Here is a 24,110-nt window from a genome sequence, read left to right as displayed (position 1 = left end):
TCCAGGTATCGTCCCACCTGTATGGTTATCCTCAGCCAAGAGAGGAGGCATCTCATGAAGAAGATCCAAGGCATCTACCGCAGCCCCCATCCCCATTGGGTGGGCGATGGCTTTCCGGTGCGCAGCCTGTTTACCTACGATAACCTGGCCCGCCATATCAGCCCCTTCTTGCTGCTGGACTATGCCGGCCCCCATGACTTCACTCCAACCAGCGCGCGCCGCGGCGTCGGCCAGCATCCGCACCGTGGGTTCGAGACGGTGACCATCGTCTACCAGGGCGAACTGGAACACCGCGATTCCACCGGTGCCGGCGGCCTGATCGGCCCGGGCGACGTGCAGTGGATGACCGCCGCAGATGGCATCCTCCATGAGGAGTTCCATTCCCCGGCCTTCGCTCGCAGTGGCGGCACCCTGGAGATGGTGCAACTGTGGGTCAACCTGCCTGCGCGGGACAAGCATGCCCCGGCTGGCTACCAGACCCTTTTGGCCACGGACATTCCCGTGGTGCCGCTGGAAGATGAGGCTGGCAGTTTGCGAGTGATCGCCGGCGACTTCCGTGGGCACAAGGGACCAGCGCGGACCTTCACTGAAATGGACGTCTGGGACCTGCGCCTCAAGCCTGGCGCCACGTTGCCGCTGTTCAGCGCGAGCGGACGCAACACCGCGCTGGTGGTGCTCAATGGCACCTTGCGGATCAATGGCGAGCGCGAGGCGGGGCCGGCCAGCCTGGTGTTGTTCGATCGCGAGGGTGATCAGGTGCTGGTCGAGGCACTGGACGAGGTGAGCGTGCTGTTCCTCGCTGGCGAGCCGATCGAAGAGCCTATTGTCGGCTACGGCCCCTTCGTGATGAACAGCCAGGCCGAGATTGCCGAGGCCTTCGACGATTTTCAGGCCGGTCGCTTCGGCAAGATGACCAGCGGCTGAGTACGCAGGTGCTGGCGTGACTAACCTCAAAAGCCTTATGGGTGACAGGGTAGGCGCGGCCTTTGCGGCGTAGCCGGCGATCGAGGAGGGCGTCGAGGTGTTCATGGTCACTGACGCTTCGGCACCTTCACTGAAATCCCTCGCGAGTCGGCTTGGCAGCGGATGGCGTTGGCCAGTGCCTCAGCCGGACTGACGCCAGCTCACCTCGGTGATGCCGTAGCGCTCGGCCAGCGGCTTGCTGACTTTCTTGATCTTTTCCCGACCATAGCGGCCGATGCGCCCGACCCCAGCATCGCAACTGGCCCAATGCCAAGCCTCGGCGTTGTCCATGCGTTCTGCGCGGATGATGAAGGATTTGTGCTGCCCATGCAGGGCATAGTCGATCACGAAGAGTTTGGCGTCGTTCATCAGGTACTCGGCATCCTTTTCTGTATTGCTGTGACGATTACGGCCTTATCTAGTGGGAACCTCGGCGTGGCGGAAAAGTTTGAAAAATCTTCCAGCGGCGGGACGAATGGCCCACTGCTGCACACAGAGGGCTTGCAAGTGGGCCTTGCGTCGCGATGGGGCGCGCAGCGGCCTCAAAACACTTAAGTGAACAGCATTAGTCCAAGGCCGACCTTCTGTCGTATACCGGCTGCAACCGGTCGAACTCATCAGAAGGCGAGGGGTTCTTCCGCTAAGGTGCTAAGGGATCGGGCGTACCCCCATTGCCTGGGCGAATGGACCGCCGCCCGGGCATGCGCATTATCAATTTGCACCTTCACGCCCAAGGGCGTAACTCCCCCCAACAGGCCATCCGGATAGAGAGGGTCTTACCATGTCGTTGATTGGAGTTTCCTTGCTTGAAATGCGTCAAATAATCGAACAAGCCTGCCTGCCCGACCGTTGCGAGGTGTCATGCCCTGACGGCACCTGCCTGACCATCCGCCTTGGCCAGGGCGAGAGCATGGACGATTGCCTGGTCGTCACCGATATTCCCCTGGACAGCCTCAACAGCTGCCGGGACCTGGTCGACCTGGTGACGCAGTTGCGCGCAGAACAACGCCTGGGCCACCGCAGCGTGGCCAAGGCCTCTGTCTGAAGACGCCCGTGCCCCGGTCAGCCAAGGCTGGCCGGGCGTACGTATTCAGGCATCAGGACGTTGAACCAGAACAGGATCAGCGACACCAGGATGGTCACCAGCACTAGCAATCCCACACCCCAGACGCAGCTGGCATAGAGCAGGGCCTGTTCCTTACGCAAGCGCAGGAAGGTCTGCAAGCCGCCGAACAGTAGGAAGGTCGCATAGGCCGAGGCCAGCAGCAGGGCGGTTACGGCCAGCCAACGGCTGGGCACCAGGCCGGCGATTCCGGCGACGAACCAAGGCGTGGCGCAATACGCGGCGAAGCCGATGCACTGGTTAAGACTCGGGCGGCTGTCAAAGCTGCGTGACATCCAGCGGATCAGCACCCCCATCAGCATCACTCCCACCACGGTCGACCCATACAGCAGCGCTCCCAATTGTGCCGCGCTGGTGGCGCTCAGGCGTACCCGCTCTTCGCCGATCAGGCTCCAGCCCAGCGTGGTGGTGCCAACGAACAGGCAGACGGCGGGGATCAGCGCCAGCATCAACAGACGGGGCAGGTATTGCCGAGGGTGTGCTTCTTCTGCCCGGCGGATGTCCAGCCAGGCATCACTGGGGTGGGTGAAGAGCTTGAGCAATGGACTGTTCATGGCGTTCTCCTCGAGGCAAGGGCGCTGGAACGTGCGTCCTCTTGCAGTGGAGGGCCCTGGAGGGTGGCGGGTTCATCTTTTTTCGCCGTCACCGATCACTGCAACTCCACCAGCAGCTTCAGGCCACCGTCTCCGCAGTGCGAATGGTGGCGCACCAGGGCGTGGTAGCTGCGGCCTTCCCAGACGAAGGCCAGGCTATGGGAGCGCTCCAACTTCTCAGGCAAAGGTGGGGCGATATGCAATTGCAGCCCAGGCCGGCCTTCCAGGTTCAGTGCGGCCAGTTGCACCTGGCATTCGACGCTCTGGGCCACCGGCCCGAACAGCGTGTCACGGACGAAATCCAGCTGCAGGCAGCTGCTGGGCGCCCGGCAGGACATTTTCATGGTTGGCGGGCTCCATCGTCATCGGTCGGCAGCTCGTCTTGCAACTGCCTGGCCATCTCCAGGTGATGCTTGAGCATGGGCAGGGTATCGCGAGCATAGAGGCGGATGGATTCCTCTGCGTTGGGCGAGCGACCCTGTTCTTCGAAGAGCTGGATGGCCTGCTCATGGGCATTGACCTGATGGCGGGCATAGGCGGAGTCGAAGGAGGCGCCATCCTGCACCTGCAGCGCCATGCTGCGTGCTTTGCTGGTCAGGGCAGCATTGTCCGGGACCTCGAAGCCATGGGCTTGGGCCAGGTCGAGCAATGCCAGGTTAGCCTTGGTGTGGTCATCGATCATGCGTTGGGCGAAGGCCCTGACCGCAGGCGTGTCGGACTTGGTCAGGGCCAGTTGGCTGGTCTGGATCTCGGCCATGCCAGCGCTGGCGGCTTCACTGACGAAAGTACCGTCGGTCGCGGCGGCGTATGCCGGGCCGCTGATCAGAAGCGCCAGGCCTAGGGCGAGGGTAGCTGGACGGAACAGGGACGGTTTCATGGCTCGGGCTCCTTGCAAAGATGACGCTGGTTCTTTGTTCGAAGCCAGAACGAGGGCTGCGTTCAAGTTTTTTGCCGATACCGGACAGGTCAGGGAGCGTGTGCTCAGCGTGCCTGCCGTTGAGGCGTCGCTTGATGCCGGCGGTGTCAGTCAAGCACTCTGAAGCCGTGGGTGCCGTCGCGGTCCAGTTGCGCGATCAGGCCAAACTCCCAGTCCAGGTAGCCTTGCATGGCTTCACGCGGGTTGTCGGTGCCTTCATAGGGGCGCCGGTAGCGGTCGCTGCGCGGCACGGCCAAGCGCGTTTCCCCGCTTTCCAGTGGCAGCCCGGCGGCGATCCAGCTCGTTGTGCCGCCTTCGAGCAGGTACACGGGTTTGGCGGTCAAGGCCTGTAGGTCGGTGGCCGCGAAGCGTGCCAGCAGGCTGCTGCCGCAGGTCAGCACATAGCGCTCGGCCAGCGGCAAGCGCTCCAGCGCCTGGGGCAGTTGGGCGCGTATGGCCCAGTGGGCGCCCGGGATATGGCGCTTCACGTAGTTGGCGCTGGTGGTGACGTCCAGCAACACGGTGCTGTTGTCCTGCAACCATTGGCTGAGTTGCCCGGGGGCGATGGACGCGACCTCGGGCAAGGCAGGCAGCGGCGCTTGCCATTCGCCCTGTTCGCTGAAGTCGTCGGCGGCCAGCCCATCGAGCACTGCCACCTGCCAGCCCATCTGGGCCAGCCAGGAGGCGCTCATGTTGGCGCGCACGCCATCGTCATCCACCAATACGATGCGTGCACCGCGCACGCTGGCGATATGGTCGGTTTCCTGCACCAACTGGCCGCCGGGCGTGGAGCGGCTGCCTGGCAGATGGCCTTGGACGTATTCCTCCGGGGTGCGTACATCCAACAGGTAGGTGGTGCGCCGGGTGTCGGCCTGCCAAGTGGCCAGGCCTTGCTTGTCCAGGCGCTCGACACCTGCCCGGTCGGCCACGGCGCGGGCATTGCGCGCAGCGCTGGCGCGGGTGGCCGGGCTCACCTCGGCGAACTGGCGGTCCTGGCCGTGGGCCAGTTGCTGACCGGCCAGGGTCCAGCCGATGGTGCCGTTACGCAAGGCCGCCACCGGGTTGGGGATGCCGGCATTGACCAGCGACTGGGTGCCGATGATGCTGCGGGTGCGTCCGGCGCAGTTGACGATGACCCGGGTCGCCGGGTCCGGCGCCAGTTCGCCGACCCGCAGCACCAGTTCGGCGCCTGGCACACTGATGCCGCCAGGAATGCTCATGGTCTGGTATTCGTCGAAACGTCGCGCATCGAGGATCACCACATCGGCCTTTTCATCGAGCAGGGCTTGGACTTCTTCTGCGGCCAGCGAGGGGGTGTGGCGCTGGCTCTCCACCAGTTCGCCAAAGGCCTTGCTCGGCACATTGACGTCGCGGAACAGCTCGCCGCCGGCTTCACGCCAACCGGCCAAGCCACCATCGAGCAGCGCCACATCGCTGTAACCGAGGTCCAGCAAGCGCTCGGCGGCCTGGACGGCGAGGCCTTCGCCCTCGTCGTACAGGGTGATCGCGGTGTCGCGCCGGGGCACCCGGGCGTAGATCTCCAGTTCCAGCTTCGACAAGGGGATGTTGGCCGCGAACAGCGGATGCGCTTCGGCAAAGGGCGCTTCTTCGCGCACATCGATCAGGGCCAGCTCTTCCTTGTTCAGCAGGGCCCGGCGGATGGCCGGGAAGGTTCGGGTGGTGACAGTGGTCATGGGGCAGGGTTCTCTTTGGACAGGTCCCAGATGTTGGGCAAGCGGGTGTTGGAATAACCAGAAATGAAAGGCTTCTCGCTGCCGTCGGCAAGGTATACGGCACGCTTGACCGCGCCGATGTTGCCGCCGTAGACGTGGATGCTGATCGACACCTGGTCGTCGAAGGCATTGCTGACCTGGTGGATGTCGCCGATGCGTGGCGAAACGGCTTCGACCTGCCCGGGCGACAGGCGCACCGCATCGCCATCGGGCAACAGGGCGCCTTGCCCGTCGCGGGTGAAGCCTTGTGAGTATTCGGCGCCGCGCAGCATGCCGATCAGCCCCCAGACACGGTGGTCATGGATCGGGGTGCTCTGCCCCGGGCCCCAGACGAAACTGACCAGGGAAAAGCGCTGGCGCGCGTCGCAGTGCAGCAGGTATTGCTGGTAGCGCTCTGCCGAGGGCTGCGCCAGTTCGTCGGGCAGCCAGTCATCGTGGGCCACCAGGCTACGCAGCAGGCCTTGGCCATGGTCGAGGAGGGTGGCTTCGTCTGGGGCTCGGTCAACCAGGTCGGATAGGGCGCCGATGAAGTGACGCAGGCGCTCGAGGCGCAGGGGATGGCTCATGGTTCAGGCTCGGTCAACGGTGTCCTGCACCACCCTAGCAATCCGCTGAATATTCTCAAAATGCCATTTGTGCATAAGCTAATATGCGAGAAATGCATCTATCGGTGGACGAGTATTATCTAAAACAGGCGCATTATGTTTTCATTAGGTTATGCCAAAAACGAATTTTACAGGGTGGCTCTGAGTCGATAGCTTATAAACAATCGTTCATTCAGCGATAAAAGCTATAACCAAACAGACACTGACCCTGGGAATCCCTCCATGAGCGTCCAATTCATCGGCATGATCGGCCACCGCCAGTCTTCGGAAACCCTGGACCCGTCCGGGCCGATCTTCGACAAGGCCTACATCACCCGCTTCGCCCAGGCCCATGAGGCAGCCGGTTTCGACCGCATCCTGGTCGGCTACTGGTCGGATCAGCCAGACGGATTCCTGGTGACTGCCCTGGCCGGGCAGGCCACCTCGCGCATTCACTTCCTGCTGGCCCACCGCCCAGGCTTCGTCGCCCCGACCCTGGCCGCCCGCAAGCTGGCCACCCTTGAGCACCTGCTCGACGGGCGCCTGGCCCTGCACGTGATCAGCGGTGGCAATGACATCGAACAGCGCAAGGACGGCGACTACCTCGAACATGACCAGCGCTATGCGCGCACCGACGAGTTCCTCGACGTCGTGCGCAAGGTCTGGACCGCTGAGCAACCCTTCGACCATGCCGGCACCTTCTACCAGGCGCAGCACGCGTTCTCGGCCATCAAGCCCTTGCAGCAACCCCACCTGCCCATCTACTTCGGTGGCTCGTCGCCAGCGGCGCTGGAGGTGGCGGGCAAGCACGCTGATGTCTTCGCGCTGTGGGGCGAGTCCCTGGAGCAGACGGCCGAGACCATCGCCGCTGTGCGCGAGCAGGCTGCGCGGCATGGACGCCAGGTGCAGTTCAGCGTGTCGTTCCGGCCGATCATCGCCGACACCGAAGACGCCGCCTGGGCCAAGGCCGAGCGTATTCTCGGCCAGGCCCGCCAGCGCCTGGAGCGCGCGGGGCCGGTGTTGGCCAACAAGCCGCAGAGCGTCGGCGCCCAACGCCTGCGCGATACCGTGGCCAAGGGCGAGCGGGTTGATCAGCGCCTGTGGACCGGGATCGCTGCGCTGGTCGGTGGCGGGCACAACTCCACCGCCCTGGTCGGCACTGCGGAGCAGGTGGCCGATGCGTTGCTGGACTACTACGACCTGGGCGTGACCACCTTCCTGATCCGCGGCTTCGATCCTGTGGCCGACGCCGAGGACTATGGCCGCGAGCTGATCCCCCTGACCCGCGCCAAGGTCGCCGAACGCCTGGCCCGGCGCAGCGCCTGAGACACTTCCCCTTACCGGCGAGACCGCGCGCGCGGATCGACTTCTGCCTGACGTGCCCAAGAGGCACCTGGAGATTAGCGTGCGTTACTTCAAACAACTGGCCGCAGGTGTGCTGGCCGTCTCCCTGAGCATTGCCGCCACGGCGCAGACCCTGACGGTCGGCGACCAGAGCTTCAACGCCCGTGCTGTGATGGAAGCGGCCGGCGTGCTCGACGACCTGCCCTATACCCTGGAGTGGAAGCAGTTCACCGCTGGCTCGCCGGTGGCCGAGGCCCTCAATGTCGGCAGCCTCGACCTGGGCCTGCTCGGTGATGCGCCGCCGTTGTTCCTCGGCGCCCTGGGCGCGCCGATCAAGGTCATCGCGGTGACCCGGCAGAACCTCGATGGCGTGGCTATCCTGGCCCGCAAAGATTCGCCGATCCACAGCCTGGAGGATTTGCGCGGCAAGCGTGCGGCGATCTGGAAGGGCTCCTGGAGCCAGCAATTGCTGTTCACCGCCCTGGACAAGGCCGGCGTACCACGGGACTCACTGGAGCTGCGTTACCTCAGCGCCCTGGATGCCTCGCATGCCCTGGACGGCGGCTCGGTGGACGTGATCGCCACCTGGGAGCCGTACGTCACTCAACAGGAGCGCCAAGGCGCGCGGGTACTGGCCACGGCTGAGGGGGTGATTCCGGCCCAGAGTTTCGTGGTCGCCAACGACAAGGCGATCGAAGGCAAGCGCGCGCAGATCAATGACTTCTTGCAACGCCTGAAGCAAGCCCGCGACTGGACCCTGAGCAACCCGGCCAACACCGAGGCCTATGCCGATGCCTGGGCCAAGCGCACCCGTGCCGACCGCGATATCGCCCGCGCCTGGTTCGCCCGCGCCCGCACCGATGTAGCGCCGCTGGACCCACAGGTGCTGGTGGAGGCGCAGAAGACGGTGGACTTCTTTGCCGGGCTCGGCCTGATCAAGACCTATCCGGCCGCCAGTCTGTTCGACACTTCATTCGCTGCTGCGCTGCAACCAGCCAGCGCTAAGGCCGCGCCATGAGCGGTGGAAGGCTTGCGCATGGCGTTGTGTTTTGCTTGACCACGAGGAACGGTTGCAGATGAGCGAAAGAACGATCAAGTTGGGCGCCCTGACCATGGGCTGTGGCGGGCCGGGCAGGCACAACTTGTGGTTGGACCCTGATTTGCCGGCCGATGCCAGCGTCAACATCGACTGGTATATCGATATCGCCCGCCAGGCTGAAGCCGCGCTGTTCGACCTGATGTTCATCGTCGACAGCCAGTTCATCACCCCCGGCTCGCCGTCCCACTACCTCAACCGCCTGGAGCCGTTGACCCTGCTCTCGGCGCTGGCGGTCAGCACCCGGCATATCGGCCTGGTCGGTACCCTCACCACCTCGTATAACGAGCCTTACAACGTCGCCCGCCGCCTGGCCTCGCTGGACCTGATCAGCAAAGGCCGCGCCGGCTGGAACGTGGTGACCAGCGGCGATGCCGGCACCGCCGGCAATTACGGGCGAGATGAGCACTACGACTACGACACCCGCTACGCCCGGGCCCAAGAGCATGTTCAGGTGGTGCAGGGGCTGTGGCATTCCTACGAGGACGATGCCTTCGTCCGTGACCGTGGCACTGGGCAGTTCCTCGACCCTTCCAAGTTGCATGCCTTGAAGCACAAGGGTCGGCACTTCTCGGTGGTCGGGCCTTTGAACATCCAGCGCTCGCCTCAGGGGCAGCCGGTGATCTTCCAGGCCGGTGACTCGGAGCAAGGCCGTGAGCTGGGTGCGGCCACCGCCGACGTGGTGTTCACCCATGCGGCGAGCATCGAACAGGGGCAGGCCTTTTACCGCGACATCAAGGGCCGTGCCGCGCGTCTGGGGCGTGATCCGGAGCAGTTGCTGGTCTTGCCGGGGGCGGAGATCTACGTCGGCGACACCGATGAGCATGCCCGTGAGATCGAGCGTCACTATCATCAGCTCGATCACAGCTTCGAGCTGGCGTTGAAGGAATTCGGGCGCAATTTCGGCTGGCACGATTTCAGCCAGTACGACCTGGATGCGCCGTTTCCGCAACAGAGCCTGGAGGCCGCCCGCAGCAGCTTTTTCACCAACGCCAAGCGTATTGCCGACCAGGCGCGGGAGAAGGGCTTCAGCCTGCGCCAGGCCGTCGAGTTCTCCCGGCAACTGCGCCCCGGCGCCTTTGTCGGTTCGGCCGAGACGGTCGCGGCGAAAATGACCGAATGGTTCGAGGCGCGGGCGCTGGATGGCTTCAACATCTACATCGGCCACCCCGAGCAGTTCCGCCGCTTTACCCAGGAGGTGGTGCCGCTGCTGCAAGCCCGTGGTGTCTACCGCAAGGCCTACGAAGGCACCACCCTGCGTGAGAGCCTGGGGCTGGCGATACCCCGTTTCCGCCGTTGATCCTGTCCTTGCGGGGGCTGGGCGATTCTATGGTGCATGGCAAGTGATGTATTGCCAGTGCCGGCCCAATCGCCCGCTCCCTGGGGGCTTGCATGCCTCAGCTCTTGTGGTTGACGCAGAACCTTGTGGGAGCAGGCGCAGCCTGCGATTGGGCCGCGAAGCGGCCCCGACACTAGCTCAAGCCTTGTAGTCCAGGCCTTCGCGCTCGAGCTGGCGGATCAGCGCATCCCAATGCCGCTGCACACCTGGCCCATGCCCATCGGCGAACACTAGCGACTGTTGGTGGACTTTCTCGATGGCCTCGGCCGAGGCCAGGTGCAGCTCGGCGTTGCCGCCGGCCTGGGCAGCGATCTGGATGTTGCAGGCGCGCTCCAGGCCGTGCAGCTCGCGAAAGGCGTGCTCGACACTGACGCCACCGGTGAGCAGGCCATGGTTGCGCAGGATGAGGATGTTGCTGTCGCCCAGGTTGGCCACCAAGCGTTGCTGCTCGTCCAAATCCAGGGCCACGCCTTCGTACACGTGGTAAGCCACGCGGCTGTAGTACGCCAGGGCGTGTTGCGAGATCGGCAGCAGGCCAGCACGCTGGGCCGAGACGGCGGCGCCGTCGCGCGTGTGGGTGTGCAGCACCGCCTTGAGGTCTGGGCGGGCGCGGTGGATGGCGCTGTGGATGACGTAGCCGGCCTGGTTGATACCCAGGCCCAGCGGGTCGTCGATCAAGGTACCGTCGACATCCACCTTGACCAGGTTGGAGGCGGTGATTTCGTCGAACAGCAAGCCATAGGCATTGATCAGGAAGTGCTCCTCGGGCCCGGGGACCCTGGCCGAGAAGTGGGTGTAGATATGGTCGGTCCAGCGTAACAGCGCGGCCAGGCGGTAGGCTGCGGCGAGCTTGACGCGGACTTCCCATTCCTCGGGGCTGACCCGCTGGCGGGTATCGGGCGTCGGGGTAGGCAAGATCGACAAAGTGGGCATGCAGGGCTCCGGTACGGGGGAGGGTGGCAGAGGGCGGTGTCTCTCCAGGCAAAGCGTGGGGAATGCAGCCCTGGCATGCAGGGTTGAAAGCCGCCGGCAAAGCCGGAAAACAAAGACCGTATGCGGATGGAAAGGCCCTGTAAAAGTCTTTTTGGTTCTATGCTAATTATTTGTTTTTTGAATCTAATTCAGATGATTTTATGAAATTTCTTTATCAAAATGGCTTCATCCCTGAAGCCCTCGGGCGGCCACCTGGCCAAACAGCTCCACTGGCTCCTGCAGGTTGCCCAGGTAGCGAGGATGGAACAGCCAGAGGTCGACCAGGGGCTTGAAATCGCTGACAGCCAGCACGTCCAACTGATCGCGGTGGCGGCTCGCCAGCAACAGCGGTTCGGGCACCAGCCCCAGGCCCTGGCCGTTGGCGACCAGGCCCAACTGCAGTTCGGTGCCGAAGGTTTCAAGGTTGATCGATAAGCTCAGGCCCTGTTCGCTCAGTGCCCGCTGCAGGCCGGCACGAAAGCCGCAGCCGTCCGGGTTGAGAACCCAGCCACGGGTGTAGCAGTCCTTGAGCTTGTAGCTGCGCTTGCTGGCGGTGCCCCGGGCGGCCACGACGCGCAGCGGCATCCGGGCGATGGAGCGGCTGGCGATGCCCTCGGGAAAGATCTTACCCGGTGGGAACAGCGCGGCGGCGGCGTCCAGCTCACCGTTCTCCATGCGGGCGATCAGGCTGCTGCCCCAACCGCTGGTGACCTGGGTACGCAGCACCGGATAGGTTTCGCGGATCTGCGCCAGGGCATCGAGCAGCACGACATCGCCCAGGGTCTGTGGCACGCCCAGGCGCAAGGTGCCCGAGGGCGCGCCATCGTTAGCGACCAGTTCGCGTAGGGCATCGATCTCACGCAGGATGGCTTTGCATTGCTCGTACACGCGCAGCCCCATGGCGGTTGGCTTGAGGGGCTTGGTGTTGCGGTCGAGGAGGGTGGCGCCCAGGTCTTCCTCGAAGTTCTGCACGCGTCGGGTGATCGCCGGTTGCGTCAGCTGCAGGGCTTCGGCGGCCAGGTTGGTCGACTGGCAACGAATGACGGCGACGAATGCGTCCATGTCATCGATTTTCATATTCGGCTCTCACATTATCTGGGCGTTGAGAAATACCTCCCAAGAATAATCTCATACGCGGGGAATGTCACAGTACGCGCCTCCCTGCCGTGGTGTGGCCGTCCCATTCGCGAGGCGCGGCTTCAGGCGCTTTCGCGCACTACCAGTTCGCACGTCAGCAGGTTCAGTTGCGGCACCTCGCCCTCATGGGCGATCACCCCGAGCCGTTGCAGCACGCGCAAGGCCGCCACCTCGCCGATCTCCCGCGAGGGCGGGCGCAGGGTGGTGAGGCTGGGCAGCAGCATGTCGGCGAAGGCGTAGTCGCCGAAACCGATGATCGCCATGTCCTCGGGCAGGCGTAGCCCGGCGCGCTGGCCGGCGAGCAGGGCGCCGGCAGCCAGGTTGTCGTTGGCGAAGATGATCGCATCGGGGCGGGGCTGGCGCTTGATCAGGGCCTGCATCGCCTGTTTGCCTGCCTCAAAGGGCGCGGCGTCGGCGGAAGGCACGAAGACCCACGGCTCCAGCCCGGCCTCTTGCAGGGTCTGGCTGTAGCCGTCGCGTCGTTCCAAGGCACTCAGGTCGCCAGCGACGCTGTTCTGTACGAAGGCGATACGCCGGTAGCCCTTGTCTAACAGGTAGCGGCAGGCCTGGACGCCGACCTCATGATGCAGAAAGCCCACCTGCAGTGGTGCTCGCTCGGGGCGGTAGTCCCAGATCTCCACCACCGGGATGTCGGCATCGGCCAACATCTTCTCGGTGGTGCTGCTGTGGAAATGGCTGGTCACCACCAGGGCCGCGGGCGACCAGCCGAGGAAGGCGCGCACGGCGCTTTCTTCCTGTTCCTCGCTGAAGTAGCTGGAGGCCAGCAGTAATTGGTAGCCATGGCGGCTGAGGGTGTCGCTGAAGGCCTGGATGGTCTGGGCGAATATCGGCCCGGAAATGTTCGGGATGACCATGCCGACGATGCGCCCGCGTGCCGACGCCAGGCCGCCGGCGACCAGGTTGGGCACGTAGCCCAGCGCCTCGACTGCCGCCTGGATGCGCTCGCGCAAGGGGGGGGAGACCTGCTCGGGCTGATTGAAGTAGCGCGACACGCTGATCGCCGAAACACCGGCCTCGCGCGCCACCTGGTTGAGGGTGACGCGACCGGCGCCGCGACGTTTGCGAGGGGAGTCCTTGGCCTGGCTCACGGAAGGGGTCTCAAGAGGAAGGTGGTCGCATGTTAGCGCTAACGACCGGTCTGTTCACAAATAGCTTTAAGGAATATGAACGGTATTTTTTAGTATTTGACCTGCTAACGGCGCCGCTCCGATACTGATGATGTTAGCGCTACCAAGCGCTGCTGTTGGCAATCGGCTGCCACTCGCACGAGCGAGACCAGACAACGACAGCACTTCATGTCGGCCTGCCATGGGGCAGGCCAGGTCTGGTCATTCAGGGCAGTGAGCGTCATGCAGAAATTCCTATCCCACGCCGCCAGGAGCGGTTCGGTTTTCCCTCCCGTGCGTCGCCATCCACTGGCCGCCGCCTTGTTGCTGGCTTCCATCGGCCAGGGGGCCTACGCCGCCGAGCCCGCCGATGACGCTGAGCAGGCCACCGCGTTGAGCGCGGTGACCGTCACCGCCACCCGCCGCGAAGCCAGCCTGCAGGAAGTGCCAGTGGCCGTCTCGGTGGTGCAGGGCGAGCAGTTGGAGCGCGATAACCGCAACAACGTCGCCAGCATCGTCCAGCAAGTGCCGACCCTCAACTACCGTGCCGGCGCATCGAACAAAGACACCTCGCTGTTCATCCGTGGCGTGGGCACCATTTCCACCTCGCCGGGTGTCGAGCCGACCGTGGCCACGGTGGTCGATGGCGTGGTCTTCGGTCGTCCTGGCCAGTCCACCCTGGACCTGCTCGACCTGGAGCGCATCGAGGTGCTGCGCGGGCCCCAAGGCACGCTGTTCGGCAAGAACGCCTCGGCTGGGGTGCTCAACGTGGTGAGCAAGGCCATCCCGGAGCAGACCCAGGGCTATGTCGATTACTCGCACTTCGGCGGTGGCAACGAGAACCGCCTGCGCTTCGGCATCGGCGGGCGCCTGAGCGAGCAGCTCAAGGGCTCGCTGAGCACCTTATGGGGCGACTACGACGGCAATGTCGAGAACGTCGCCAACGGCCATGACGTCAACGGTTACGAGCGCAAGGGCGTGCGCGGCAAGCTGGAGTTCGAGCCCAGCGAAGACCTGCGCCTGACCGTAATCGGCGACTACATGAAAGGCGAGGACACCCTGCCCAGCGGCGTGATCACCCAAGCCAGCGCAGCCTTCGCCAACCAACTGCGCCCGGTGACGCCGAGCAGGCACAACCGCGACATCAACAGCGATTTCAAGACCCATGTCGAGGACGTCAACCAAGGCCTGTCCGGCCAGCTCGACTGGCAACTGGGCGACTACACCCTGACCTCCATCACCGCCTGGCGTGGTTGGGACAACACCCAGTACCAGGACGGCGACCGCCGCGCGCTGCTGCCGCTGACCGCTTCCCACGACAAGGGCACGGTGGACTACAACCAGTACTCTCAGGAGTTGCGCCTGACGTCGCCCAAGGGCCAGTTCAACGAATACGTGCTCGGTGCCTTCTACATGCACGGCAAGTCCGAGGAAACCTACCGGCGCCTGTCGGTCAACGGCGGCGTGGCCGACAGCGGCCGCGCAGACTACAGCGCGACCAACGACAGCGTGGCGCTGTTCGGTGAAAACACCTTCAACCTCACCGAGGACTTTCGCCTTATCTTCGGGCTGCGCTGGACCCACGACGACCTGGAATACGACCACCGTCGCGTCTCTACCTCGCCCACCGCCGTCACCGGCATCCAGCCCTCCACCGCCAGCTCTGGCTCGGTGGACGAGGATGGCTGGAGTGGCCGCACCGGCCTGCAGTACGACTTCAATGACAACCTGACCGGCTATGTCACCTATTCGCGCGGCTACAAGGGGCCGGCCTACAACGTCTTCTTCAATATGCAACCGCGTGACACCGACGCACTCAAGCCGGAGACCTCGGACGCCTATGAGATCGGTCTCAAGAGCAGCACGCTGGATAACCGGCTGGTAGCCAACCTGGCGGTGTTCCACACCGACTACGACAACTACCAGGCCAACTTCTTCGACACCGTGGCCAATCAGGTGGTGACCCGCCTGGTCAACGCTGGCAAGGTCAAGACCCAGGGGGTCGAGCTCGACGCCAGCTTCCAGGTCACCCGCCAGCTCAAGCTGTCGGCGGCCGTGGCCTACACCAAGGCGCGGGTCGATCACTTCAACTGCCCGGTGGGCGCGGCGGCCAATTGCAACATCGACGGTGGCCACCTGCCGTTTACCCCGGATTGGAAGAGCTACTTGCGCGCCGACTACGTGATCCCCCTGGACAACGGCCTGGACATCGAGCTGTCCAGCGACTTCAGCTGGCAGGACGAAGTGCAGTTCAGCCTCGACCAGAACCCCGACACCGTGCAAGGCGCCTATGGCATCTGGAACGCCAGCATCGCCCTGGCCGACTACAACGATGGCTGGCGCGTGGCCTTGCTGGGCAAGAACCTGGGCGACAAGTCCTATGCGCAGATACTCAGCAGCGGTGGCGACCATATCTATCGCTCGGTGCCCCGTGACGACCAGCGTTACTTCGGCGTGCAACTGCGCAAGGACTTCTGAGCCGCGTCCAAGAAACCGAGGAGATTCCATGAGCCATTCCAACCGCCAGCTCAGCCTGGGCGCCTTCCTGATGGCCACCGGTCATCATGTCGCCGCCTGGCGCCACCCCGATGTGCCGGACGACCCGCTGGACTTCGCCAGCTACAAGCGGGCCGCCCAGGTGGCCGAGGCGGCCTGCTTCGACGCCTTGTTCGTTGCCGACAGCGTCGCTGCCCCGAGCGACCCACTGGCCAGCCACAGCGCCCGGTCGGTGTACTTCGAGCCGCTGACCCTGCTTTCGGCCCTGAGCGTGGTGACTGAACGCATCGGTCTGATCAGCACGGTGACCACCAGCTACAACGAGCCGTACCACGTGGCGCGCAAGTTCGCTTCGCTGGACCACCTCAGCGCTGGGCGCGTCGGCTGGAACCTGGTGACCTCCGATGCCGCCGCCGAGGCGGGCAACTTCGGCCGCGATGCGCACATGCCCCACGCCGAGCGCTATGCCCGGGCCCGCGAGTTCCAGCAGGTGGTGCAGGGGTTGTGGGACAGCTGGGCCGATGACGCCTTCGTCCGTGACAAGGCCGGAGGCCGCTTCCATTTGCCTGAACGTGTCCGGGCGCTCAACCACCAGGGCGCGCATTTTCGCGTGCAGGGGCCGCTCAACGTTGCCCGCTCGCCCCAGGGTCGTCCGGTGCTGGTGCAGGCCGGCTCATCTGAAACGGGCCGTGAGTTGGCCGCCGAGAGTGCTGAGGTGGTGTTCACCGCGCAACCTTCGCTGGTCCGCGCGCAGGCGTTCTATGCCGATCTCAAAGGGCGCCTGGCCAAATACGGACGCCACGAGGACGACCTGAAGATTATGCCGGGCGTGTTCGTGGTGGTCGGCGCGAGCGAAGCCCAGGCGCAGGAAAAGTTCGAAGCATTCCAGGCGCTGGTCGAACCCGAGGTCGGTGTTGGCTTGCTCGGACGCATGCTGGGCAACTTCGACCTGTCCGGCTACCCGCTGGACGGCCCACTGCCCGAATTGCCGCTGACCGAGAATGGACAGCGCAGCCGCCAGCAGCTGTTGACCGAGCTGGCCGGTAACGAGCAACTGACCCTGGCCCAGTTGGGCCGGCGCATTGCTGGCGGGCGAGGGCACTACAGCCTGATCGGTACGCCGCGGCAGATCGCCGATGAGCTGCAGGCCTGGTTCGAGGGGCGCGGCGCCGATGGTTTCAACGTCCTGGTGCCGCACTTGCCGCAGGGTCTGGAAGACTTCGCCCAGCACGTGGTGCCTGAATTGCAACGCCGGGGGCTGTTCCGTCGTGCCTATCAGGGCAGCACTTTGCGCGACCACCTGGGCCTGCAACGGCCCGCCAATCCCTATTTCACTGATCGAGGACAGCCATGAGCTACGTCGCCCATCCCGAGCGCTATGCGCGCATGCCCTATCGTCGCGTCGGCCGCAGTGGCCTGGCGCTGCCGGCCCTGTCCCTGGGCCTGTGGCACAACTTCGGCGATGCCACGCCGATCGACACCCAGCGTGCCTTGTTGCGCACGGCCTTCGACCTGGGCATCAATCACTTCGACCTGGCCAACAACTACGGCCCACCCTACGGCAGCGCCGAAACCAACTTCGGCCGCTTGCTGCGTGAAGACCTGCGCGCCTACCGCGATGAACTGATCATCTCCAGCAAGGCCGGCTGGGACATGTGGCCTGGCCCCTACGGGCAGGGTGGCAGCTCGCGCAAGTACCTGATCGCCAGCTTGGACCAGAGCCTGGCGCGCCTGGGCCTGGACTATGTCGACATCTTCTACTCGCACCGCTTCGACGCCGACACGCCGTTGGAAGAGACCGCCATCGCCCTGGCCGACATCGTTCGCCAGGGCAAGGCGCTGTACATCGGCATCTCTTCCTACTCGGCGGGCAAGACCCGCGAAATTGCCACGTTGCTAGATGAACTGAAGGTGCCGCTGCTGATCCACCAGCCGGCCTACAACCTGTTCAACCGCTGGATCGAGCAGGACCTGCTGGACACCACCGACGCGGTCGGCGCCGGTGTCATCGTCTTCACGGCCCTGGCCCAGGGGCTGCTCAGCGACAAGTACCTGAACGGCATCCCCGCCGATGCGCGGGTCAATCGGGCAGGCGGCGGCTCATTGCAGCCAGGGCACTTGTCCGAAGCCAATATCGCCCGAGCCCGTGCCTTGAACGAGATCGCCCAGCGCCGTGGCCAGAGCCTGGCCCAATTGGCCCTGGCCTGGACCCTGCGCGACCCACGGGTGACCTCGGCGCTGATCGGCGCCAGCCGCCCGGAGCAAATCATCGAGAACGTCGCCGCGCTGGACAACCTGGCCTTCAGCGCCGAGGAGCTGGCTGAAATCGACCAGTATGCGGTGGAAGGCGGGATCAACCTCTGGGAAAAACCCTCGACCGACTGGAAGGAGTGAGCCATGAAGCTCGCACGTGCCGCGCTGCTGTTGCTGCTGAGCCTCGCCGGAGCGGCCTGGGCCGCTGATCCGGCGGCCCTGCGTATCGGTTACCAGAAGGGCTCGGCCGGGCTGGTCCTGGCCAAGCAGCACCAGATGCTGGAAAGGCGCTTCCCCGGGACCCAGGTGGCATGGATCGAGTTTCCCGCCGGGCCACAAATGCTCGAAGCGCTGAACATCGGCGCCCTCGACATCGGCTCGACCGGCGACATCCCGCCGATCTTCGCCCAGGCTGCCGGCGCCGACCTGCTGTATATCGGTGCCGAGCCGGCCAAACCCCTGGCTGAAGTGATCCTGGTGCCCAAGGACAGCCCGGTCGACAGCGTGGCAGCGCTCAAGGGCAAGCGCGTGGCTTTGCAGAAGGGCTCCAGCGCCCACAACCTGCTGCTGCGTGCCTTGGCCAAGGCCGGGCTGGGGATCGCGGATGTGCAGCCGGTGTACCTGCCCCCGGCCGATGCCCGCGCCGCCTTCGAGCGTGGCAGCGTCGATGCCTGGGCTATCTGGGACCCGTTCTATTCAGCTATCGAGCTGGAGGGCAAGGCGCGGTTGCTGGTCAATGGCGAAGGCCTTGGCCTGACCGGGCCTTTCGTCCTGGGCGCCCGCCACTATGTCGAGGCCAACCCGGCTTTCGTCCAGCAATTGCTGGATGAGTTGAGCGAAGCCGAGGCCCTGACCCGCAGCGACGAGGCGGGCAGTATCCGCCTGCTGGCAGCTTTCATGGGGCTGCCGGAAGCCGTGGTGCGGCGTACGTTCAGCCACCGCCCAGCGTCGCCGATCCTGCCGGTCACCGATGATATCGTCGCGGCGCAGCAGCGTACGGCGGACCTGTTTTTCGAGAACCGCCTGTTGCCCCGGCAGGTGCAGGTGCAAGGAGCCGTGTGGCGGCCAGGGACCTGATTGATTACGCAGGGGCGATGCTCTACCGCTAGGCGCCAGCCTGCGCCATGTCGCCGGTGGGCATTTCTATGTCATCGGTGATGCACTGGCGCCGGCCGGGGCGATCAAGGGCAGGGGGAACTCCTGGCCGGCGCCGCACCTCATAAAAGTATGGGGCAGCCGCTTTCGGCTCCAATGCTCTGGAGGACACGTCATGCGCCATATCGTACTTGTTCCGCTGCTGGTGTTTTGCCTGCCTATTGGTTCAGCCATGGCCGTGGGCGCCAGGGATGTCGCGACCTCAGCCGGGATTTCCGCCTCGCTGTACTCGACCTTCAAGGACGACAAGAGGGTAATGCCCGCCCGCGATGAGCTCTCTGCTTTCATTGCCAGCGACGGTGCGATCCGGGGCGCCTACCTGGAGTCGGCGCTCCAGCAGATCCGGCGCGACCATCCGGGTCTGACGGTCAGTGATGAGGAGTTGGCCAGGGCGCTTCTGGTGCAAGACGACCCACCCGCTGGCCAGTAGTCGTTGATCGACCGGTCTCCTGCATGAGCTCCTGCATGACCTGTGCCGATACGTAAACCGGTGGTGTACAGCCCGGAGCCATAGCCGGGCTGCAGCGCTGCTTGCACGCGTGCCGATCAATACCTCACTTCAAATCCTACGTACGCTCCTATCCCATCGCCTGGATACAACGCCGCCGTGTCGGCGCCTGCCACGTTGTACTGGGGCGTCACTGCGGTGACATAGGCCTTGTTGGCCAGGTTCTTCACATCCAGCGAGACCTTCCAGTCGCCCTTGGGCGCTTCGTAGCCGACGTTCGCCCCCCAGATCGTGTAGGACGGCGCATAGAAGGTGTTGGCATAGTCCACCGCCGTGCGCGAGGCCGACTGCACGTTCACCCCGGTATAGAAACCACCGTGATGCTGGTACTGCAATTCACCTTGGTAGACATGCTTGGGGATACCCGGCAGTTGGTTGTCGCCGAAGGTATCGTCGTTGCGGTAGTGGAAGTCGTTGTAGGTGTACACCTGGCGCCAGCGCAGCAGGTCGCCTTGTGGGTTTTCCCAGAGGCGGGTGGTCAGGCCGGCTTCTACGCCCTGGTGGATGGTGGGCGAGGCATTGAAGGCACCGGTGACGGCCGGCGTTTCCGGGGTCGCGGCAATCAACTGCACGTTCAGCAGTTCGTCGTGGATCCATGAGCGGTAAAGGGCCAGGCTGCCGTCGAAGCGGCCGGACGAGCCCTTGATGCCGACTTCGAAGGTGTTGGCCTTCTGCTCCACCAGCGGGCGGATGTAAGGGGTGGTCGGGCCGGAGCCGGAATATTCCCAGGACGCGGGCGGATCGATGGAGCGGCTGAAGTTGGCGAATGCCTGCAGTTGCGGGGTGAATTCATAGCGCAGGCCGATACGCGGGGCAACGCTCCAGTTGTCGTAGTCCTCGTAGGTCGGGAAGGTGGTGGTGTTGGCGTTGGCTGCGTAATCGATATTGGTCTTGCGGCGCACGTTGATGAACGACAGGCCGCTGGTGAGCCATAGCCGGTCGACGAGATTGAAGTCGTTGCCCAGGGCGATGACCCGGTCGAAGGAGTCCTTGTAGTTCACCTGCTTGAGCGGGACCTTGGACGCAGTGGTCGAATTGACCTCGCCGCGCAGGTGCTGGGTGGAGGTGAAGGCGATGTTGCTGCGGCTTTCATGGCCGAACCAGTTGTCGATGCGCTCGTAGCCCACGAGCAGGTTCAGGTCATGCCAGTCCCAGTAGCTGGGGTTGCCCGGGCTGTTGGGGCTGTTGTTGTGGGCATAGTCGTGATACGCCACGCCCAGGGTCAGGCGCGCGTCGTCATCGAAGGTGTAGGTGGTCTTGCTGCCCAGCCAGAGGCTCCCCGGGCGACGGCTGCCGGCGCCGCTGGACTCGGCGGTGGCGCTGGCGCGGCGAGGATGGTGCTTGACCGCGTCGAGGGTGGTCGCGCTGGGGTCGTTATGGAATTCGTCGCGGTAGCGCAGCATCAGCCGGGTCTCGAGCTTGGGGCTGAAGCGGTAGCCGAGGTTGGCGACCACGCCCTGGCTCTTGGACAGGCTGTAGTCGCGGTAGCCTTCGTTGCGGTAGTTGTCGACGTTCAGGTAGTAGTCCAGCGCACCTTCCACTCCGCCGACGCTCAGCGCCTGTTTCTGGTAGCCGTAGCTACCGGCCTCGGCCCGCAGACGCAGGCCCGGGGCCGTGTAGCCACTGTGATTGACGAAGTTCACCGCGCCGCCCAGGGTCAGGGCGCCGTACTGGAAGGCGTTGGCGCCACGCAGGATCTCGGTGTAGTTCACCCCGGAAGCATTGAGAAACTCGTAGGGCGTGCCGCCCGGGCCGGTCAGCGCCAGGCCGTCGAAGAGGAACTTGATGCCTTCGCGGAAGTAGCCTGGCGAAGTGTTGGCGCCGGAGCCACGAATGGAAATCTTCGCGGCGTCATTGCCGCCGGTGGACTGTACGAAAACACCAGGCTGGTAGGCGAGGGTGTCCTGCAGGTTGGCGGTGCGGCCTTTGGCGACTTCTTCGCTGTCGACCACGCTGGTGCCGCCGGGCACCTCGGCGAGTTGGCTCTTGGCGCTTTCAGCGGCGCTCTGGCGAGCACCCTGGACGGTGACCGTCCCCAGCGTAGGGTCGGTGTCAGCGGCATGGGCCGGGGCGAGCAGGGCAGAGCCCAGGCCCATGGCCAAGGTGGCGCGGCGTACGGCCAGGCGCAATCGATCCTGTTGTGTGGCGTGCATCAATATGTCCCCTGATGGTCATCAATAATGGTCCTCGGCGTTCTATGGGCATAGTCAGGCCAGCGACGAGCCACGAGCAGGTTTTGTGCCAAACGTTTGAATCCAATAAGTTGGGCGTTCGAACGTGTTGTCTTGAAAAGCAAGTGAGCGGAAGTCGTAAACTTTGTCGGTGGGATGTTGCTGGGCGGACAGTGTCGGTTATATGTAAATTACTTATTGCAAGGATGCTCCGCTTAACGCTGTTGTCGAACAATGTGTCGGTAAATCCAGAGTTCCAGAGCCTTTCAGGGTTTTTTACTGTTTGAGGCGGAGGCAACTGTTGGCTGGCCAACATTGCCTGGTCAGTTTGTCTTGCCTGGCAACTTTCTATATGTGCGGGAACGCCGGAAATACTACGAAAAGTAGCTGGCACGACAACTGCAATAACAGACTCCAATAACTTTCGGTGCTGTTCGAGTTGGTAGCCGATTGGCGACCCGGACATCAGCCTTATAAAGGGGAGTACTTGCAGTGCGTGCAATCAAGCGACAAGCCAGCCTGGCCACAGCGGCCAGCCTGCCGATCCTGTTGGCCGTGCTCGGCCCGGCCGCTCAGGCGGCCGACGAGCCGACCACGACCTTGGGCAAAGTGACGGTTACCGGCGCTGCCGCGAGCGGCGCGCAGAAGGACCAGAAGCGCCTGCAGAAGGTGGCTGGCAACACTGCTGTGGTCGACAACCGCCAGGTCGAGCAGGGCCGGGCGTCCAATGCCGAAGACGTATTGGCCTTGCAGCCGGGAGTGTTCGCCCAGGCCACCAGCGGTACCGGCGCCAACAAGATCTCCATCCGTGGCTCGGGCCTGAACACCTTCTATCAAGGCTATGTGCTGGGCACCAAGTTCCTCTTCGACGGCCTTCCCATCACCGGCCCCGGCGGCACCCAGGAAGACTTCCTCGACATGCAGGCGGTGGATCACACCGAAGTGCTCTACGGCGCCAATGCCTCCGAGTACGCGGCCCTGTCGCTGGGCGGGGCGATCAACTTCGTCAGCAAGACCGGCCGTACCGACCCGGGCAACTACGCCCGTTTCGAGATCGGCAGCTACGGTTACCGCAAGCAGCAGGTGAGCACCGGTGGCGTGGTCGGTGACAGCGATTACTACATCAACCTGCAGCACAACGAGCGCGACGGCTACCAGGACCATGCGCGCAACGAAGCCCGTGGCCTGGCGGCGAACTTCGGCCATGTGTTCAGCCCCAAGCTCGAGACCCGTTTCTTCCTCAAGTACCGCGAAGAGCAGCTCACCAACGGCAACACCCTGACCCGCCATCAGCTCAAGCACGACCCGCGCAGCAACCTGGTGCCCACCGGGCGGCGCAAGGACGGCACCACCTTCCTGGCCAACAAGACCACCTACACCTTCGATGATGGCGGCAAGCTCGAAGTGGGCGCCGCCTACAACAATTACCCCTTGCTCAACGGCTGGCGCTATGCCGTGGCACCACAGGACTGGCGCTCCAAGGACATCAACCTGACCCTGCGCTACTTCCGCACCGGCGACAGCTTCTTCGGCCTGCCCAGCGACAGCAGCATCATCTTCAGCAACACCCGGGCGTACCTGGCCGACGTCAAGTCACACAGCGCCACCACCGGCGCCAAGCTCCAGGAGACCAACTACACCGGCTCGCGTGACACGGTGCTGAGCTTCGGCAACGAGCTGCAACTGACCGACAACCTGTGGTTGTCGTCGGGCTTGTCGTTCATCAACATCCGGCGCAAGGCCGAGATCGAGGCCACCACCGGCAGCAACACCACCGACTTCCCAGACAGCGTCGAATACACCGAGAACGATATCGCCCCGCGCATTGGCGTGCGTTATCAACTGACGCCTGAGTTCCAAGTGTTCAGCAACGTCAGTCGCAGCATCGATCCACCGGTGACCTGGCAGTTGGGTAGCACCAGCACCCCCTACCTGTATGACAACCGTCCGCAGAAGGCGACCACCTTCGAGGTGGGCATTCGCGGCAGCCATGGCATCTTCGACGGCAGCCTGACCTTATACCGCTCCTGGGTGCAGAAAGAGCTGCTGACCGTAGTGGTGCAACAGGCCAGCGCCACCCAGGACCAGATCACTGCGACCTCCAATGCCAGCCCGACCTTGCACCAGGGCATCGAGGCCGGGCTCAGCGCGTTGCTCTGGGCCGGCGCCAACGGCGATACTCTCGACCTGCGCCAGGCTTACACCCTCAACGACTTCAAGTACCGTGACGACGACAGGTTCGGCGGCAACGAGCTGCCGGGCCTGCCGCGCCAGGTCTACCAGGCCGAGCTCGCCTATCGCCAGCAGAGCGGCTTCTATGCCTCGCTCAATGTGCGCGCGGCGTCCAGCTACTACATCGACTTTGCCAACACCTGGCAGGCGCCTTCCTACGTGGTGTGGGGCGCCAAGGTCGGCTACCAGGCGCCGAGCAAGAAGTGGGAAGTGTTCGCCGACCTGCGCAACCTCACGGACCAGCGCTACGCCACTGCCTCCAACACCGCCTACGACGCCAATGGCCAGGACTCGGCGAACTTCTATCCGGGCGATGCCTTCTCGGCGACCACCGGCGTGGCGTTCCGCTTCTGATGGCCAGGGCAGGA

General features: G+C 64.2%; 21 protein-coding genes. 11 read left to right on the top strand and 10 right to left on the bottom strand.

Features of this window, described 5'->3' with window-relative positions; all coding sequences use genetic code 11:
• The first annotated feature begins 54 nt into the window (after window positions 1–54).
• The gene (locus ACYU03_RS14145) at window positions 55–924 is read left to right on the top strand and encodes a pirin family protein (protein WP_461885195.1); all 870 of its coding nucleotides are present in this window, start codon (window positions 55–57) and stop codon (window positions 922–924) included.
• A gap of 180 nt (window positions 925–1,104) precedes the next feature.
• Here the strand turns inward: ACYU03_RS14145 and ACYU03_RS14140 are convergent, their stop codons facing one another.
• A complete protein-coding gene (locus ACYU03_RS14140) occupies window positions 1,105–1,332 on the bottom strand; it encodes a DUF6555 family protein (protein ID WP_461885194.1) in 228 nt (75 codons plus the stop codon).
• A gap of 412 nt (window positions 1,333–1,744) precedes the next feature.
• On the opposite strand from ACYU03_RS14140, the gene ACYU03_RS14135 reads away from it, so the two are divergent.
• Window positions 1,745–2,008, top strand: a complete 264-nt coding sequence (locus ACYU03_RS14135) for a DUF1652 domain-containing protein (RefSeq protein ID WP_461885193.1) — start codon at window positions 1,745–1,747, stop codon at window positions 2,006–2,008.
• A 17-nt stretch (window positions 2,009–2,025) separates the two neighbouring features.
• Here ACYU03_RS14135 and ACYU03_RS14130 read toward each other — a convergent pair whose 3' ends face one another.
• From ACYU03_RS14130 to ACYU03_RS14110, 5 genes are all read right to left on the bottom strand, one after another.
• Window positions 2,026–2,640: a Yip1 family protein gene (locus ACYU03_RS14130; protein WP_461885192.1), complete on the bottom strand. Its 615-nt coding sequence runs from the start codon at window positions 2,638–2,640 to the stop codon at window positions 2,026–2,028.
• Between the two features lie 95 nt (window positions 2,641–2,735).
• Window positions 2,736–3,023 (bottom strand): hypothetical protein, encoded by a 288-nt coding sequence (locus ACYU03_RS14125; protein WP_461885191.1) that lies wholly within the window; start codon window positions 3,021–3,023, stop codon window positions 2,736–2,738.
• Complete coding sequence (locus ACYU03_RS14120) at window positions 3,020–3,556, bottom strand: DUF4142 domain-containing protein (protein WP_461885190.1); 537 nt, start codon at window positions 3,554–3,556, stop codon at window positions 3,020–3,022. The genes ACYU03_RS14125 and ACYU03_RS14120 overlap by 4 nt, the downstream gene beginning before the upstream one ends.
• A 146-nt stretch (window positions 3,557–3,702) precedes the next feature.
• Complete coding sequence (locus ACYU03_RS14115; RefSeq protein WP_461885189.1) at window positions 3,703–5,289, bottom strand: rhodanese-related sulfurtransferase; 1,587 nt, start codon at window positions 5,287–5,289, stop codon at window positions 3,703–3,705.
• On the bottom strand, window positions 5,286–5,894 hold the full coding sequence (locus tag ACYU03_RS14110; protein ID WP_461885188.1) for a cysteine dioxygenase family protein: 609 nt from the start codon (window positions 5,892–5,894) through the stop codon (window positions 5,286–5,288). The genes ACYU03_RS14115 and ACYU03_RS14110 overlap by 4 nt, the downstream gene beginning before the upstream one ends.
• Before the next feature lie 261 nt (window positions 5,895–6,155).
• On the opposite strand from ACYU03_RS14110, the gene ACYU03_RS14105 reads away from it, so the two are divergent.
• From ACYU03_RS14105 to ACYU03_RS14095, 3 genes are all read left to right on the top strand, one after another.
• Window positions 6,156–7,238, top strand: a complete 1,083-nt coding sequence (locus ACYU03_RS14105; RefSeq protein WP_461885187.1) for an LLM class flavin-dependent oxidoreductase — start codon at window positions 6,156–6,158, stop codon at window positions 7,236–7,238.
• Window positions 7,239–7,317: 79 nt separating this feature from the next.
• On the top strand, window positions 7,318–8,274 hold the full coding sequence (locus ACYU03_RS14100; protein WP_461885186.1) for an ABC transporter substrate-binding protein: 957 nt from the start codon (window positions 7,318–7,320) through the stop codon (window positions 8,272–8,274).
• A gap of 58 nt (window positions 8,275–8,332) precedes the next feature.
• Window positions 8,333–9,652, top strand: coding sequence for an LLM class flavin-dependent oxidoreductase (locus ACYU03_RS14095; protein ID WP_461885185.1), 1,320 nt, complete (start codon window positions 8,333–8,335; stop codon window positions 9,650–9,652).
• 177 nt (window positions 9,653–9,829) lie between these two features.
• On the opposite strand, the gene ACYU03_RS14090 is transcribed toward ACYU03_RS14095, so the two are convergent.
• The 3 genes from ACYU03_RS14090 to ACYU03_RS14080 form a co-directional block, all read right to left on the bottom strand.
• Entirely contained in the window at window positions 9,830–10,624 is a 795-nt protein-coding gene (locus ACYU03_RS14090; RefSeq protein WP_461885184.1) for a class II aldolase/adducin family protein, read from the bottom strand.
• A 225-nt stretch (window positions 10,625–10,849) separates the two neighbouring features.
• Window positions 10,850–11,740: a LysR family transcriptional regulator gene (locus ACYU03_RS14085; RefSeq protein ID WP_461885183.1), complete on the bottom strand. Its 891-nt coding sequence runs from the start codon at window positions 11,738–11,740 to the stop codon at window positions 10,850–10,852.
• Window positions 11,741–11,862: 122 nt separating this feature from the next.
• Window positions 11,863–12,909 (bottom strand): LacI family DNA-binding transcriptional regulator, encoded by a 1,047-nt coding sequence (locus tag ACYU03_RS14080; RefSeq protein WP_461885182.1) that lies wholly within the window; start codon window positions 12,907–12,909, stop codon window positions 11,863–11,865.
• 261 nt (window positions 12,910–13,170) lie between these two features.
• Here ACYU03_RS14080 and ACYU03_RS14075 point away from each other — a divergent pair, with 261 nt between their 5' ends.
• The 5 genes from ACYU03_RS14075 (at window position 13,171) to ACYU03_RS14055 (ending at window position 19,261) form a co-directional block, all read left to right on the top strand.
• Window positions 13,171–15,405, top strand: coding sequence for a TonB-dependent receptor (locus tag ACYU03_RS14075; protein WP_461885181.1), 2,235 nt, complete (start codon window positions 13,171–13,173; stop codon window positions 15,403–15,405).
• Window positions 15,406–15,433: 28 nt separating this feature from the next.
• The gene (locus ACYU03_RS14070) at window positions 15,434–16,777 is read left to right on the top strand and encodes an LLM class flavin-dependent oxidoreductase (protein ID WP_461885180.1); all 1,344 of its coding nucleotides are present in this window, start codon (window positions 15,434–15,436) and stop codon (window positions 16,775–16,777) included.
• The gene (gene mgrA / locus ACYU03_RS14065) at window positions 16,774–17,817 is read left to right on the top strand and encodes an L-glyceraldehyde 3-phosphate reductase (protein WP_461885179.1); all 1,044 of its coding nucleotides are present in this window, start codon (window positions 16,774–16,776) and stop codon (window positions 17,815–17,817) included. The genes ACYU03_RS14070 and mgrA overlap by 4 nt, the downstream gene beginning before the upstream one ends.
• 3 nt (window positions 17,818–17,820) lie before the next feature.
• A complete protein-coding gene (locus ACYU03_RS14060) occupies window positions 17,821–18,753 on the top strand; it encodes an aliphatic sulfonate ABC transporter substrate-binding protein (protein ID WP_461885178.1) in 933 nt (310 codons plus the stop codon).
• 193 nt (window positions 18,754–18,946) lie between these two features.
• The gene (locus ACYU03_RS14055) at window positions 18,947–19,261 is read left to right on the top strand and encodes a DUF2388 domain-containing protein (protein ID WP_461885176.1); all 315 of its coding nucleotides are present in this window, start codon (window positions 18,947–18,949) and stop codon (window positions 19,259–19,261) included.
• Between the two features lie 116 nt (window positions 19,262–19,377).
• On the opposite strand, the gene ACYU03_RS14050 is transcribed toward ACYU03_RS14055, so the two are convergent.
• Entirely contained in the window at window positions 19,378–21,492 is a 2,115-nt protein-coding gene (locus tag ACYU03_RS14050; RefSeq protein WP_461885175.1) for a TonB-dependent receptor family protein, read from the bottom strand.
• 510 nt (window positions 21,493–22,002) lie between these two features.
• Here ACYU03_RS14050 and ACYU03_RS14045 point away from each other — a divergent pair.
• A complete protein-coding gene (locus ACYU03_RS14045; protein WP_461885174.1) occupies window positions 22,003–24,096 on the top strand; it encodes a TonB-dependent receptor family protein in 2,094 nt (697 codons plus the stop codon).
• The last annotated feature ends 14 nt before the right edge of the window (window positions 24,097–24,110 follow it).

The organism is Pseudomonas sp. X10 (assembly GCF_054889225.1).
The sequence above is the reverse complement of the archived record's forward strand: the minus strand, read 5'-3'. Positions and strand labels throughout refer to the sequence as shown.